This window comes from Streptomyces sp. NPDC104814, from assembly GCF_055583185.1.
The window spans coordinates 486267-500656 of record NZ_JBVJOL010000002.1 but is presented as its reverse complement, the minus strand read 5'-3'; the positions used below and the strand labels follow the sequence as shown (position 1 = coordinate 500656).

Sequence of the window (14390 nt, the reverse complement as noted above, 5' to 3'; positions counted from 1 at the left end):
GCCGGGCCCACGGCGGCGGTGTACGACGCCGTGGGCCCGGCTGGGGGTGGGCCTCAGCAGCTCGGCTTGCCCGTGTAGACGGCGAGCGCGGTGTTGGCGCCGAGGGTGGCGGTGAGCTGGCCGGAGCCGTTGACCGTCACCGGGGTGTTGTTCTGGACGTTGCAGTAGGTCCCGGCCGGGAGGGACGTCTGGTAGGTGCGGGTGAGGGTCGAGGACTCGTGGTTGACGGCCACGAAGCCCTTGGCCCCGCGTCCGAAGGCGATCGCGTTGCCGCCGTTGTCCCACCAGTTGGTGACGGCCTCACCGCGGGTGGCGTTGCGGAAGCCGACCATGCGGATGATCTCCGGCCATTTGTGCTGGCACTTCCAGCCGTCCTGCCAGCAGGCGTTGACCGTGCCGCCGTTGGGCGGGCCGGCGTCGGTGTCCGACCACTCGTAGCCGGAGTTGATGTCGGGGGCGCCGTAGGGCCAGGCCAGCATGAAGACATTGGCCAGGGTGTAGTTGGCGCCGTCCTTGTAGTTGAGGGTGGAACCGTTGCGTTCCGTGTCGTGGTTGTCGACGAAGACTCCGGCGACGGAGCTGCTCAGGTAGCCCCAGCCCTCGCCGTAGTTCTTCAGATAGGCGAGTTTCTCGTTGTTGAAGACGCGCTTGAGGTCGTAGGCGTAGCGGAACTCCTGGACGTCGCCGTTGCCGGTGTACTCGGTCGGCTGGACGGCCTCCCCCGCACCATAGATGACCTCCTGCTTCCAGTAGACGGACGGGTTGGTCAGCCGGGACTTGATGTTCGCGAGGTCGGCGGCGTCGATGTGCTTGGCGGCGTCGATGCGGAAGCCGTCCACCCCGAGGGAGAGCAGGTCGTTCATGTACCCGGCGATCGCCCCGCGCACATAGGGCTCGCCGGTGTCCAGGTCGGCGAGGCCGACGAGCTCGCAGTGCTGGACGTTCCAGCGGTCCTGGTAGTTGCTGACCTGGCTGGTGCAGTCGTCGAAGTCGTACGACGAGTACAGACCGGGGTAGTTGTACTTGGTGTACGACGAGCCGCCGGTGCCGGTGCCGCTGCCGGCCGACATGTGGTTGATGACGGTGTCGACGACGACCTTCACACCGGCCGCGTGGCAGGTGTTCACCATGTTCTGGAAGGCCGTCCGGTCACCGAGCCGCCCGGCGATCCTGTACGACACCGGCTGGTACGACGTCCACCACTGCGGGCCCTGTATGTGCTCGGCGGGCGGGGAGACCTGGACGTAGCCGTAGCCGGCGGGGCCGAGGGTGCTGGTGCACTCCTTGGCGACCGAGTCGTACTTCCACTCGAAGAGGACGGCGGTGACGTCCTTGGCGCCGGGCGGGGAGGCGTGTGCGGCAGCCGGGGTCATGACAAGTGCCGCGGCGAGTGCGGCGGCCCCGGCGAGGGTTCTGCGTGCCATGTGGGGTTCCTTCGTCCTTGAAGGCATGTGGGGAACCGCGTAACGGCTTGCTGAAAGCTTCAGCAAACTTGCGGTGACGCAGATGTTAAAGGCCCGCCACCTGAAAAGGCAGCGGGCCGGAGTGAAGTTGTTGAAGATTCTTGCGAAGAGGTCGGCAGCGCCCGTCAGGCGGTGGTGAACCACACCGTCGTGTCGCCCGGCACCTTCGCCTCGCCGCCGGCCTCGGTCACCTCACCGCTGGTGAGCAGCACACGGCCGTACGCCGGGGTCGTCACGGACTCCCCGGTGGTGTTGGCGACGCAGACGAAGTCGCCCCGGCGGAAGGCGAGGACGCCCTCGGGAGCGCGCAGCCACTCCACGCCGTCACCGGCGCCGAGGTCGCGGTGCTCGCGGCGGGCGGCGAGCGCGGAGCGGTACAGCTCCAGCGTCGAGCCCTCCACGCCGGTCTGCGCCTCGATGCTCAGCTCGCCCCAGTTCTCCGGCTGCGGCAGCCAGCTCCCGCCGCTGCCGAAGCCGTACGACGAGCCCGTGCGGGTCCACGGGATGGGCACCCGGCAGCCGTCGCGGAAGCCGTCCTGGCCCGCGCCGCGGAAGTACGCCGGGTCCTGGCGCACCTCGTCGGGCAGGTCGACGACGTCCGGCAGGCCGAGCTCCTCGCCCTGGTAGACGTAGGCCGAACCGGGCAGCGCCAGCATCAGCAGCGTGGCGGCGCGGGCCCGGCGCAGGCCGAGGGCGCGGTCGCCGGCGGTGCGGATCTGGGTGCCGAGGCCTGGCGGGTTGGCGAAGCGGGTGGCGTGCCGGGTGACGTCGTGGTTGGACAGCACCCAGGTGGCGGGGGCACCGACCGGGCGCATGGCCTCCAGCGTGCGGTCGATGACCGTGCGCAGCTCCTCGGCGTCCCACTCGGTGGCCAGGTACTGGAAGTTGAACGCCTGGTGCAGTTCGTCGGGGCGGACGTAGTTCGCGGTGCGCTCGACGGTCGGGGTCCACGCCTCGGCGACGAAGATCCTCTCGCCCGCGTATTCGTCGAGGATGGTGCGCCACTGCCGGTAGATGGTGTGCACGCCGTCCTGGTCGAAGAACGGCATGACATCGTTGCCCAGCAGTTTCAGCTGGTCGTGGCTGCCGAGGTCGGGCAGGCCGTCGGCCTTGACCAGGCCGTGGGCGACGTCGATGCGGAAGCCGTCGACGCCCATGTCGAGCCAGAAGCGCAGGATGGAGCGGAACTCGTCGCCGACGGCCGGGTGGTCCCAGTTGAAGTCGGGCTGCTCGGGCGCGAAGAGGTGCAGGTACCACTCGCCGTCGGCCACCCGGGTCCAGGCGGGGCCGCCGAAGATGGACTCCCAGTCGTTGGGCGGCAGCTCGCCGTTCTTCCCCTTGCCCGGGCGGAAGTGGTAGCGCTCGCGCAGCGGGGAGCCGGGGCCCTCGGCGACGGCACGCTTGAACCACTCGTGCTGGTCGGAGGAGTGGTTGGGGACCAGGTCGACGATGATGCGCAGGCCCAGCTTGTGGGCGTCGCGGATCAGCGCGTCGGCGTCCAGCAGGTTGCCGAACATGGGGTCGACGGCCCGGTAGTCGGCGACGTCGTAACCGGCGTCGGCCTGCGGGGAGGCGTAGAAGGGGCTGAGCCAGACGGCGTCCACGCCCAGGTCGCGCAGGTACGGCAGGCGGGAGCGTACGCCCTCCAGGTCGCCCATGCCGTCGCCGTTGCTGTCCGCGAAGCTGCGCGGATACACCTGGTAGATCACCGCGTCCCGCCACCAGTCGCGGCGCTGGGCGACGGTGGCGAGGGCCGAGTTCGGTGCCGGGGAGTGCTGGGTCATGACGTCCTTGATGCGTAAGGAGAGTGCGGTCATCGGGTCGGTGGGTGACGGCGGCGGGAGGGTGAGGCGGCCGCGGTGCAGCGGGGTCGGATGGAGTACCGCGGCCGCCTGCCCGCGCGGTGAGGCGCGCGGGAGCCTGTGGGGTGTCAGCCCTTGGTGCCGCCGGCGGTGAGGCCGGTCACGAGGTTCTTCTGCACGAGGTAGAAGAACGCGGAGACGGGTATCGCGATCAGGACCGCGGTGGCGGCCATGAGGTTGCGCTGCGCGTCGTGCTCGCTGATGAAGCTCTGCAGGCCGACGGCGAGGGTGTACTTGCTGTCGTCGAGCATGAAGGTGGTGGCGAAGGCGACCTCGCCGAAGGCGGTGATGAAGCTGTAGAAGCCGGCGACCGCCAGGCCCGGCCGGGCGAGCGGCAGGATGAGCCGCGCGAACGTGCCGAACGGGGTCAGGCCGTCGACGCGTCCCGCCTCGTCGATCTCGAACGGGATGGTGTCGAAGTAGCCCTTGAGCAGCCAGGCGCAGTACGGCACCGCCGTCGAGCAGTAGATGAGGATCAGGCCGAGGTAGTTGTCGATCAGCTGGAGCTCGGACAGGATCTGGTACATCGGCACCATCAGCACGGCCACCGGGAACATCTGGGTGACCAGCAGGATCCACATGAACTTCCTGTAGCCCGGGAAGCGCATGCGGGAGACGGCGTAGCCGGTGGTGGCGGCGACGAGAACGCCGATCACGGTGGTGCCGAGCGAGACGATCAGGGAGCTCTTCAGCCAGTCGAAGAAGCTGGTGTGCTGGAGCACGAACGCGTAGTTGTCCAGCGTCATCTTCCCCCAGATGCGGCCGGGGTGCAGATAGTCGTCCTTGTCCGGGCCGAGCGAGAGGAACACCAGCCAGGCCACCGGCAGCAGGGCGATCACACTGGCGGCGATCAGCAGGCCGTGGGAGGCGAGGGAGGCGGCGAGCGAGCGCTTGCCGCGGCCGCGCACCCGGGGCGCGCCGGCGGAGGTCTTCTCGGTCACCGCGGCGGAGGACTCGACTGTGGTCGTGGTCATGAGGGGAGCTCCTGCCTCAGATCGCGAGCTGCTGGTCGTTGCGGTTCAGCCAGCGGCGGTAGAAGGAGGTGAAGACGATCAGGATGGCCAGCAGCAGCATGCCGTAGCTGGCGGACTGGGCGAAGTCACGCGGCTGCTGTCCGAAGCCGAGGTAGTACGCCCAGGTGACGAGGATCTGGGCGTCGGGCGCGGAGGTCGGGCCGAACAGCAGGAAGATCACCGCGAACTGGTTGAAGGTCCAGATGATGCCGAGCAGGACCACGGTGGAGCTGACCGAGCGCAGGCCGGGCAGGGTGACGTAGCGGAACCGCTGCCAGGCGCTCGCGCCGTCCATCTCGGCGGCCTCGTACAGGGAGGCGTCGATGGACTGCAGGCCGCCGAGCAGGGAGACCATCATGAACGGCACACCGCACCAGGTGTTCACCATGATCGCGGCGAACCGCTGCCAGAAGGTGTCCTCCAGCCAGGCCGGCGAGGGCAGGTGCAGGGTGTCGAGGACGGTGTTGATGACGCCGCCGTCGGAGAGCATGATCCGCCAGCCGAAGACCGTGACGAAGGTGGGCACGGCCCAGGGGACGATCAGCATCAGCCGGTAGAAGGTGCGCCCGCGCAGCTTCTGGTTGAGCAGCAGCGCCAGGCCGAGGCCGATCGAGTAGTGCAGGGCGACGCACAGCGCGGTCCAGGCGATCGTCCAGATGAAGTGCGACCAGAAGCGGTCGTAGGCCGTCGGGCCGAACAGGATGTCCTGGTAGTTGTGCAGCCCGATGAACTTGTAGGTGGCGTCGATGTGGTTGACGCCGATCGTCCGGGCGGTGTTGAGGCTGTTGGCGTCGGTGAGCGTGAGGTAGAGGCCGTACACCAGCGGATAGACGACGAGGACGCCGAGCACGACGGCCACGGGGGCGACCATCGCGTAGGCGTACCAGTGCTTCTGGTAGCCGTGCTTGAGACGTTGGGCGACTGTCATGGTTCTCGACACCTTCGAAGACGATCAGGGAGTACGGCGCACAGGCCGGTGGCCGCCGGATCCCGCCCCCCGCTCAAGACGGGGGATCCGGCGGCCACGCGGGGTCACTTGCTGAAGTCCGGGACCAGCTTGGTGATCGCGGTCTCCGCGTTGCTCAGGCCCTTGTCCAGGGACTCCTTGCCGCCGGCGATCTTGGGCAGCTCGGTGTCGAGCGGACCCCACAGCGAGCTGTACTCCGGCAGCGCCGGGCGGGGCTGGGCGGCGGGCAGGACGGTCTGGTAACCGGCGATGCCCGGGTCGGCCTTGACCTCGGCGGTGTAGGCGTCGTCACGCGTCGGCAGCGTGGAGTTCTTCAGCGCGATCTCGGTCTGCGACTTCGCCGAGGTCATGAAGTTGACGAACTTCAGCGCGGCCTTCTGGTGGGCGGCGTCGGAGCCCGCGTAGACGGACAGGTTGTGCCCGCCGGTCGGAGCGCCGGCCTTGCCGGCCGAGCCGGCCGGGACGGTGGCGATGCCCAGGTTGGCCTTGTCCTTGAAGGCGGAGCCCTTGTAGAAGTTGGTGATCTCCCACGGGCCCTGGATGATCGCGGCGACCTTGCCGTTGACGAACGCGTCCTGGATGTGGGCGTAGGCGTCGGCGGTGGTGTCGGCCTTGTGCAGGCCCTTGCCGTCGAACAGGCTCAGCCAGGTGCCGTAGCCCTTCTTGGCGGCGGCCGAGTTCACGGTGATCTTCTTGGCCCCGGCGTCGACCGTGTCGGTGCCCTCGCCGTAGAGGTAGGGCTGGGCGTAGTAGGCCTGGGTGGAGCCCCAGTAGCCGTCGACGCCGGTCTTGTCCTTGACGGTGGCGGCGGCCTTCTTCAGGTCGTCCCAGGTCTTGGGCGCCTCGGTGATGCCGGCCTTGGCGAACAGCTGCTTGTTGTAGACGAGCGCGAGGGTGTCGGTGACCAGCGGCACGCCGTAGGTCTTGCCCTCGTACTGGGCCTGCTTGATCAGGCTGGGCTGGAACTTGGCCTGGTCGGCGAGGGCCTCGGTGCCGTCCAGGGGCAGGAAGTAGCCCTTCTTGGCGAAGGCCGGGGTCCAGCCGACCTCGGAGCGCAGCACGTCGGGGGCACCCTTGGAGCCGGCGGCGGTGTCGAACTTGTTCTGGGCCTGGTCGAACTGGACGTTGACGTAGTTGACCTTGATGTCCTTGTTCGCAGCCTCGAACTGCTTGATCAGGGCCTGGTACGTGGGCGCCTCGTTGGTGGCGTTGGAGGTGTCCCACCAGGTGATGGTGACCGGCCCGCCGGCCTTGTCGCCGCTGTCGCTGCCGCCGCAGGCCGTCGCCGCCAGCGCGAGGGACGCCGCCAGCGCGGTGGCCGCTATGCCACGCCGCATGAGTTCTCCTTGAGGTGAAAGCCCGAGTGGTGCCGACTGCGCCTTTGCTCGCCGTCGGGCGACGTGAACGTAACAGCCATGTAAGCGCCACGAAAGACCTTGCAGCAAAAAAGTGCAAGAGATCTCCGAAGTTACCCGGGCGTGATCGGGACTCGACCGACATGAGACCGCTGTGAGACTGTTGTTTACGCGGGTTGCACGGGGCGGAGCCGCCCTGTGAAAGACTCTGCAAGCTCTTGCCGCCGATTGCACGAGGGAGCGCGATGACGCAGCAGCCCACCGCGGGACGTCCTACGGCCCGCACCCGGCGCCCGGTCGGTGCGCAAGCCGGCATCCGGCCGGTACAGTCCGGTGCCGTGACCACACGGCTTGCCGACATCGCTGCTCAGGCGGGGGTGAGTGAAGCGACCGTCAGCCGCGTCCTGAACGGCAAGGCAGGCGTCGCCGCCACCACCCGCCAGTCCGTGCTGGCCGCGCTCGACGTGCTCGGCTACGAACGGCCCGTGCGACTGCGCCAGCGCAGCGCGGGCCTGGTCGGACTGATCACCCCGGAGCTGGAGAACCCCATATTCCCGGCCCTGGCCCAGGTCATCGGCCAGGCGCTGACCCGCCAGGGATACACCCCGGTGCTCGCCACCCAGACCCCCGGCGGCTCCACCGAGGACGAGCTGACCGAGATGCTCGTCGACCGCGGGGTGGCCGGCATCATCTACGTCTCCGGACTGCACGCCGACACCACCGCCGACATGCAGCGCTACGAGCAGCTGCGCGCCCAGGGCGTGCCGTTCGTGCTCGTGGACGGCTTCTCGCCCAAGGTGCAGGCGCCGTTCATCTCCCCCGACGACCGCGCGGCGATGGCGCTCGCGGTCACGCACCTGGCCTCGCTCGGCCACACCCGCATCGGCCTCGCCCTCGGCCCGAAGCGTTTCGTGCCGGTCCAGCGCAAGATCGAGGGCTTCGTGCGGGCCATGCAGGACCAGCTGGGCCTGGCCCCGGACGTGATCGAGACCGAACTGGTCCAGCACTCCCTCTATACGCTGGAGGGCGGCCAGGCGGCCGCGACCGCGCTGATCGACCGTGACTGCACGGCCGTGGTGTGCGCCAGCGACATGATGGCGCTCGGCGCCATACGGGCGGCCCGCCAGCGGGGCCTGGACGTCCCGAAGGACGTCTCCGTCGTCGGCTTCGACGACTCGCCGCTGATCGCGTTCACCGACCCGCCCCTGACGACGATCCGCAAGCCGGTCCCGGCGATGGGGCAGGCGGCCGTGCGCACGCTGCTGGAGGAGATCGGCGGCACGCCCGCGCCGCACAGCGAGTTCGTGTTCATGCCGGAACTGGTGGTGCGCGGCTCCACGGCCTCGGCACCGGGCGACCGCAACCGCCCGTAGCCGGTAGGCGGGGCCGCACGCACGAACCGCCCGTAGGGGGACATCGCCAACCAAGTCGTCCGCAGGGCGGAGAAGGTGCGCTTTGGACCCGACCGGAGGATGATCGGTCGGAGAAGGCTTTTCTGGCAGAATTCGTGTCCATGGGTGAGACGACCGTGACGACCCCGGAAGGCCGCGAAGAGGCCCTCCCGCAGACCGTCACGGCCGCTTCGCGCTCAGGCCCCCTCGGCCGGCTGCGCACCCCGCGGGCGCCGCGGCTCTGGTTCGAGATCCTTCTGATCGCGGTCAGTTACTGGACGTACTCGCTGATCCGCAACGCCGTCCCCGAGCAGCGCGGGCAGGCACTGCGCAACGCCGACTGGATCTGGCGGCTGGAGCACCAACTCGGCGCCGCCTTCGAGCAGTCCGTGAACCACGCCGTGAACTCGGTGACTTGGCTGATCGTCGGCATGAACTACTACTACGCCACGCTGCACTTCATCGTGACCCTCGGTGTGCTGGTCTGGCTGTACCGGCACCATCCGGGGCGCTACGGCGCGGCCCGGCTGGTCCTGTTCGCCACCACGGGTGTGGCCCTCGTCGGTTACTGGCTGTATCCGCTCGCGCCGCCCCGGCTGATGAACGGCAGCCGCTTCATCGACACGGTCATGGTCCACCAGACGTGGGGCTCGATGGCCTCCGGCGACCTGAAGCACATGTCCAACCAGTACGCGGCGATGCCGTCGATGCACATCGGCTGGTCCCTGTGGTGCGGCCTGACGATCTTCGCCCTCGCGCGGACGCCGTGGGCACGCGTCCTCGGCCTGCTCTACCCGGCGGCGACCCTGCTGGTCATCGTGGCCACCGCCAACCACTTCTGGCTGGACGCGGTGGGCGGCGTGCTGTGCCTGGCGTTCGGCTTCACGGTGGCCCGCCTGTGGTACGGCGCCCTGCCCTACGCCCTGCCGCGGCGGGTGGCCGCCGAGACGGCACGAGAACGGGTGACGGCGTCCCGCTAGGACCCCGCGACGGCGGGATGGTCCGAACGACAGGCCCTAACCGCCGTAGAACTGCTCCTCGACGACGCCCCGGGCCCGGCGGGTCGTACGTCGGTAGGCGTCGAGCATGTCCCCGACGTGACCGGGGCCGTAACCGAGGTAGCGCCCGACGGCGGCCAGTTCGCGGCTCTCCGTGGGGAAGGTGTCCCCGGCCCGCCCGCGCACCAGCATGACGGCGTTGCGCACCCGGGTCGCCAGCACCCACGCCTCGTCCAGTATCTCCGCGTCCTCGGCCGACAGCAGCCCGGCGTCCCGGGCCGCGGCGAGGGCCTGCCGGGTCCGGGTGGTGCGCAGCCCCGGGACCTCCCGGGCGTGCCGCATCTGGAGCACCTGCACGGTCCACTCGACGTCGGACAGCCCGCCCGGCCCGAGCTTGGTGTGCAGCTTGGGATCGGCGCCGCGCGGCAGCCGCTCGGACTCCATGCGGGCCTTGAGCCGCCGGATCTCGCGCACGGCGTCCTCGCCGAGCCCGCCCGCCGGGTAGCGCAGCGGATCGATCAGCTGGACGAACCGGCGCCCCAGCTCCTCGTCCCCGGCGACCGGCTCGGCCCGCAGCAGCGCGTGCGACTCCCACGTCAGCGACCAGCGGCGGTAGTACGCCTCGTACGACTTCAGGGTGCGCACCAGCGGCCCGGACTTGCCCTCGGGGCGCAGATCGGCGTCGATCAGCAGCGGCGGGTCGGAGCTGGGGATCTGCAGCAGCCGGCGCATCTCGGCGACGACCTTGTTCGCCGCCGCGCCGGCCTCCCCCTCGTCGGCCCCGTCCCGCGGCTCGTGCACGAACAGCACATCGGCGTCGGAGCCGTAGCCCAGCTCGTGCCCGCCGAAACGACCCATGCCGATGACGGCGAACCGGGTGGGCAGCGTGTCGCCCCACCCCTCGCGCACGACGGCCCGCAGGGTGCCGGCGATGGTGGCGGCCGTCAGATCGGAGACGGCGCCGCCGACCCGGTCCACCAGGGCGCCCTGGTCGGCCTCGGCGGACTGCGTCTCGGTGCCGTAGGAGCCGACGATGTCGGCGGCGGCGGTCCGGAACAGCTCACGGCGGCGCACGCCACGCGCCGCGGTCACGCCCTGCTCGGCGTTCTCGGCGCGCCCCACCGCCGCGAGGATCTCCTGCTCCAGATGACCGCGCGACCTGGGCGCCAGCCCGCCGCCGTCCCCGTCACCGAGCAGCGCCACGGCCTCCGGCGCCCGCATCAGCAGGTCGGGGGCGAGCCGCCCGGCGGACAGCACCCGCGCCAGGTTCTCCGCGGCCGCGCCCTCGTCCCGCAGCAGCCGCAGGTACCAGGGCGTCTTGCCGAGCGCGTCCGACACCTTGCGGAAGTTGAGCAGCCCGGCGTCCGGGTCGGCGGAGTCCGCGAACCATCCGAGCAGCACCGGCAGCAGCGTCCGCTGGATGGCGGCCTTGCGGGTGACTCCGGACGCCAGCGCCTCCAGATGGCGCAGCGCGGCCGCCGGATCGGCGTAGCCCAGGGCGATCATCCGCTCCCGGGCCGCCTTGGCGCTCAGCCGCGCCTCCCCCGGCGCGAGCTGGGCGACCGCGTCGAGCAGCGGCCGGTAGAACAACTTCTCGTGCAGCCGCCGTACGACACCGCTGTGCCGTTTCCACTCGCGGGTCAGCTCGGTCACCGGGTCGGTACGCAGGCCCAGGGACCGTCCGATGCGCCGCAGATCGGCGTCGTCCTCGGGGACCAGATGCGTCCGGCGCAACCGGAACAACTGGATCCGGTGCTCCATGGACCGCAGGAAACGGTAGGCGTCGTCGAGCTGGACGGCGTCCGCACGGCCCACGTACCCGCCCGCCGCGAGCGCCTGCAGCGCGTCCAGCGTCGTCCCGCTGCGCAGCGAGGCGTCGGCGCGGCCGTGCACGAGCTGAAGCAACTGCACGGCGAACTCGACGTCCCGAAGCCCCCCGGGCCCGAGCTTCAGCTCCCTGTCGACCTCGGCCACGGGAATGTTCTCGACCACCCGCCGCCGCATCTTCTGCACGTCGGCGACGAAGTTCTCCCGCTCGGCCGCCTGCCAGACCAGCGGCTCCAGCGCCTCGACGTACGCCCGCCCCAGCTCGGCGTCACCGGCGACGGGCCGGGCCTTGAGCAGGGCCTGGAACTCCCAGGTCTTCGCCCAGCGCTGGTAGTACGCGAGATGGCTGGCCAGGGTCCGCACCAGCGGCCCGTTGCGCCCCTCGGGCCGCAGATTGGCGTCGACGGGCCAGATGGACCCCTCGACGGTGGTCTCCGAACAGATCCGCATCAGATGCGAGGCGAGCCGGGTCGCGGCCTTCAGCGCCTTGCCCTCGTCGGCGCCCTCGCTCGCCTCCGCGACGAAGATGACGTCGACGTCGGAGACGTAGTTCAGCTCGTGGCCGCCGCACTTGCCCATCGCGATCACCGCGAGCCGGCAGGCGGCCGCGTCCTCGGGAGCGGCGGCCTCGGCGAGGGCCAGCGCCGCGCGCAAGGTCGCCGTGGCCAGGTCCGCCAGCTCGGCGGCGACCTCGGCGACGTCCGTCGTCCCGCACACGTCACGGGCGGCGATGGAGAGCAGACAGCGGCGGTAGGCGACGCGCAGCGAGACCGGGTCGACGGCCTCCTCCAGGCCGCGCTCGAACTCCGCGAGCCCAGGGTGCAGGTCGGACGGCTCGTACGTGACCAGCGCGTGCCAGTCCTTGGGGTGCCGGGCGAGATGGTCGGCCAGCGCCGCGGAGGCGCCCAGCACGCCCAGCAGCCGGTCGCGCAGCGGCTTGGCCGCTATCACGGTGTCCAGCAGCTCCCGGCGGGCGGTGGCGTCGGGCTGCGCCTCCAGCAGACGGGCGAGACCCTGCAGCGCGAGATCCGGGTCGGCGGTCCCGCCGAGGGCTTCCAGCAGGACGGGGTCGGAGCGCACGGGGGCGAGGTCGGCGCCGTCGAGGAGGCGTTCGGCGGCGGACGGGTCGGTGAAGCCGTGCCGCAGCAGCCGAGAAAAGGTACTGCTCCTGCGCCCGGGCGCCGTCATCTCCGGCCTCCTCGCTGTCCACCGCGTGCTTGGCCCGAGCCTAGCCGCACGAACGAGCCGGGTCTCGGGCTGCACCCCCGGCGCCGGGTCCGCCGGGCTGCCCGACCGGCGTTCCGTGCCGCCTGGGGGTCCCCCTGCTCGAAGAGCTTGGGGGAGGTACGACAGCCCGCAGCTGGGTCGGCATGCGGCCGCGCGCCACGACGCTGCCGCACCCGCCCGCGGCGGGGAGGGGACGGGGTGGGGGGTGTCCGCCCGCAGCGTCCGGCACCGTGACACCGAGCGCTCGTCGGAAACGGATGGCCGGACCGAGGACGGACACCCCCCGCCCCGGCCCCGACTCAGAAACCGGCCGCAGGCGAGGACCGCAACCGGCCACCGGACGGCAACGGGCCGCCGCAGGGCAGAAACATGGGCGCGGGGAACTGCGCGACCAGCCACAACGCACCCGCAGAAAACAACGCACAAGGCGCCGCAGGCACCCGCGACCAGCCACAACGCACCCGCACCCGACAACGCACCCGGCGCCGCAGGCAGCCCTCACACCCCCTCCGCCCACAGCGACCGCACGTGTCCCAGGTGTCGGGTCATCACCGTTTCCGCCGTGTCCGCGTCCCCCGCCAGCATCAGGTCCAGCAGTTCCACGTGCTCCTCCGCCGAAGGCACCAGCAGCCCCCGCGCGTCCAGAGCCGTCAGCCCGTACAACCGGGACCGCTTGCGCAGGTCGCCCACCGTCTCGACCAGCCGCTCGTTGCCGTGCAGCCCCAGCAGCGACAGATGGAAGCGCCGGTCCGCGTCGAGATACCCGATCAGGTCGTGTTCGCGCGCGCAGGCCACGATCTCCTCGGCCACCGGCCGCAGCGCCTCGAGCTCCCCCCGCCCCGCGGACCGCGTCACCGCCCCCACCGTCGGCACCTCGATCAGCGCCCGCAGCTCGCTGTACTGGTCGAGATCCCGCGCACTGACCTCGGTCACCCGGAACCCCTTGTTCCGCACGGGTTCGACCAGCCCCTCACGGACCAGGTCGAGCATCGCCTCCCGCACCGGGGTCGCCGAGATCCCGAAGTCGGAGGCCAGCGCCGGCGCCGAGTACACCCGCCCCGGCTGCAGCTCACCGGAGATCAGCGCGGCGCGCAGCGCGTGGGCCACCTGGTCGCGCAGGCGTTCCTGCGCGGTGATGAGGTTGGCTTGCTTCAGGTGGCCACCCATGGTCTGCCTCCACGGCTACGGGTACTGCGGGATCGCGGGACCGCGGGACGCGATCGCCGGCGATCGGTCCACTGCGCGGCACCTCAGAGTAGGAAACCCGCCGGGAACGGGTCGTCCGGGTCCAGAAAGTACTGCGCCGTGCCCGTGATCCAGGCCCGTCCCGTGACCGTGGGGACCACCGCCGTCAGCCCCCCGACGGTGGTCTCGCCGACGAGCCGCCCGGTGAACCGCGTCCCGATGAACGACTCGTTCACGAAGTCCGCGCCGAGCGCCAGCTCACCGCGTGCGTGCAGCTGCGCCATCCGCGCCGAGGTGCCCGTGCCGCACGGCGAGCGGTCGAACCAGCCCGGGTGGATGGCCATCGCGTGCCGCGAGTGCTTCGCGTCGGACCCGGGTGCGATCAGGTACACGTGTTTGAGCCCGGCGATCTCCGGGTTCTCCGGATGCACGGGCCGGTGAGGGGACGCGTTCACCGCGTCCATGACGGCGAGCCCCGCGGCCAGCAGGTCCTCCTTGCGTCCCCGGTCGAAGGGCAGCCCGAGCGCGTCCAGCGGGACGAAGGCGTAGAAGTTGCCGCCGTAGGCGAGGTCGTACCGGACGGCGCCGTACCCGGGCACGTCCACCACCCGGTCCAGGGCCACGCAGAACGCGGGCACGTTGGTGAGGGTGACCTCCTCGGCGACGCCGTCCGTGACCCGCACCTCGACGGTGACGAGCCCGGCGGGGGTGTCCAGCCGGACCGTGGTCACCGGCTCCACGGCCGGCACCATCCCGGTCTCGACGAGCACCGTGGCGACCCCGATCGTGCCGTGCCCGCACATCGGCAGCGCGCCCGACACCTCGATGAACAGCACGCCGTGGTCGGCGTCCGGCCGGGTCGGGGGCTGCAGGATCGCGCCGCTCATCGCGGAGTGGCCGCGCGGCTCGTACATCAGCAGGGTGCGGACGTGGTCGAGGTGGTCGACCAGGTGGCGACGGCGCGCGGCCATGGTGTCGCCGGGCAGCACCCCGACGCCGCCGGTGATCACCCGGGTGGGCATGCCCTCGGTGTGCGAGTCGACGGCGTGGTAGACGTGTCGGGTGCGCAACGCGGCTCCTTCGAAAGGTCGGTCGGGCGGCG

General features: G+C 70.8%; 10 protein-coding genes. 2 read left to right on the top strand and 8 right to left on the bottom strand.

All coding sequences use genetic code 11. The annotated features are described in order from the left end of the window. Positions 1-53: 53 nt before the first annotated feature. The 5 genes from ACZ64A_RS10840 to ACZ64A_RS10820 form a co-directional block, all read right to left on the bottom strand. Complete coding sequence (locus tag ACZ64A_RS10840; RefSeq protein WP_469809627.1) at positions 54-1424, bottom strand: alpha-amylase; 1371 nt, start codon at positions 1422-1424, stop codon at positions 54-56. 164 nt (positions 1425-1588) lie between these two features. Then, positions 1589-3247 carry a glycoside hydrolase family 13 protein gene (locus ACZ64A_RS10835; RefSeq protein WP_469809626.1) on the bottom strand — a complete coding sequence of 553 codons (1659 nt, stop codon included), beginning with the start codon at positions 3245-3247 and terminating at the stop codon, positions 1589-1591. 146 nt (positions 3248-3393) lie between these two features. After that, the gene (locus tag ACZ64A_RS10830; RefSeq protein WP_469809625.1) at positions 3394-4299 is read right to left on the bottom strand and encodes a sugar ABC transporter permease; all 906 of its coding nucleotides are present in this window, start codon (positions 4297-4299) and stop codon (positions 3394-3396) included. A gap of 16 nt (positions 4300-4315) precedes the next feature. After that, a complete protein-coding gene (locus ACZ64A_RS10825; RefSeq protein WP_469809624.1) occupies positions 4316-5266 on the bottom strand; it encodes a carbohydrate ABC transporter permease in 951 nt (316 codons plus the stop codon). A 104-nt stretch (positions 5267-5370) separates the two neighbouring features. Beyond that, the gene (locus tag ACZ64A_RS10820; RefSeq protein ID WP_469809623.1) at positions 5371-6642 is read right to left on the bottom strand and encodes an extracellular solute-binding protein; all 1272 of its coding nucleotides are present in this window, start codon (positions 6640-6642) and stop codon (positions 5371-5373) included. A 356-nt stretch (positions 6643-6998) separates the two neighbouring features. Here ACZ64A_RS10820 and ACZ64A_RS10815 point away from each other — a divergent pair, with 356 nt between their 5' ends. Both ACZ64A_RS10815 and ACZ64A_RS10810 read left to right on the top strand, forming a co-directional pair. Next, on the top strand, positions 6999-8033 hold the full coding sequence (locus tag ACZ64A_RS10815; RefSeq protein ID WP_469809622.1) for a LacI family DNA-binding transcriptional regulator: 1035 nt from the start codon (positions 6999-7001) through the stop codon (positions 8031-8033). A 140-nt stretch (positions 8034-8173) separates the two neighbouring features. Next, the gene (locus ACZ64A_RS10810) at positions 8174-9031 is read left to right on the top strand and encodes a phosphatase PAP2 family protein (protein ID WP_469809621.1); all 858 of its coding nucleotides are present in this window, start codon (positions 8174-8176) and stop codon (positions 9029-9031) included. A 36-nt stretch (positions 9032-9067) separates the two neighbouring features. Here ACZ64A_RS10810 and ACZ64A_RS10805 read toward each other — a convergent pair whose 3' ends face one another. The 3 genes from ACZ64A_RS10805 to ACZ64A_RS10795 all read right to left on the bottom strand — a co-directional run bounded on the left by ACZ64A_RS10805 (position 9068) and on the right by ACZ64A_RS10795 (position 14358). Beyond that, positions 9068-12064, bottom strand: coding sequence for a bifunctional [glutamine synthetase] adenylyltransferase/[glutamine synthetase]-adenylyl-L-tyrosine phosphorylase (locus ACZ64A_RS10805; protein WP_469809620.1), 2997 nt, complete (start codon positions 12062-12064; stop codon positions 9068-9070). A 537-nt stretch (positions 12065-12601) separates the two neighbouring features. Beyond that, the gene (locus tag ACZ64A_RS10800) at positions 12602-13270 is read right to left on the bottom strand and encodes a GntR family transcriptional regulator (RefSeq protein ID WP_469809618.1); all 669 of its coding nucleotides are present in this window, start codon (positions 13268-13270) and stop codon (positions 12602-12604) included. An 83-nt stretch (positions 13271-13353) separates the two neighbouring features. Then, positions 13354-14358: a proline racemase family protein gene (locus ACZ64A_RS10795; RefSeq protein ID WP_469809617.1), complete on the bottom strand. Its 1005-nt coding sequence runs from the start codon at positions 14356-14358 to the stop codon at positions 13354-13356. Positions 14359-14390 lie beyond the last annotated feature (32 nt).

Excerpts from the sequence above, each read along its gene's own strand:
- ACZ64A_RS10840 (WP_469809627.1), bottom strand. The coding sequence starts at position 1,424 with ATGGCACGCAGAACCCTCGCCGGGGCCGCCGCACTCGCCGCGGCACTT.
- ACZ64A_RS10835 (WP_469809626.1), bottom strand. The coding sequence starts at position 3,247 with ATGACCCAGCACTCCCCGGCACCGAACTCGGCCCTCGCCACCGTCGCC.
- ACZ64A_RS10830 (WP_469809625.1), bottom strand. The coding sequence starts at position 4,299 with ATGACCACGACCACAGTCGAGTCCTCCGCCGCGGTGACCGAGAAGACC.
- ACZ64A_RS10825 (WP_469809624.1), bottom strand. The coding sequence starts at position 5,266 with ATGACAGTCGCCCAACGTCTCAAGCACGGCTACCAGAAGCACTGGTAC.
- ACZ64A_RS10820 (WP_469809623.1), bottom strand. The coding sequence starts at position 6,642 with ATGCGGCGTGGCATAGCGGCCACCGCGCTGGCGGCGTCCCTCGCGCTG.
- ACZ64A_RS10810 (WP_469809621.1), top strand. The coding sequence starts at position 8,174 with ATGGGTGAGACGACCGTGACGACCCCGGAAGGCCGCGAAGAGGCCCTC.
- ACZ64A_RS10805 (WP_469809620.1), bottom strand. The coding sequence starts at position 12,064 with ATGACGGCGCCCGGGCGCAGGAGCAGTACCTTTTCTCGGCTGCTGCGG.
- ACZ64A_RS10800 (WP_469809618.1), bottom strand. The coding sequence starts at position 13,270 with ATGGGTGGCCACCTGAAGCAAGCCAACCTCATCACCGCGCAGGAACGC.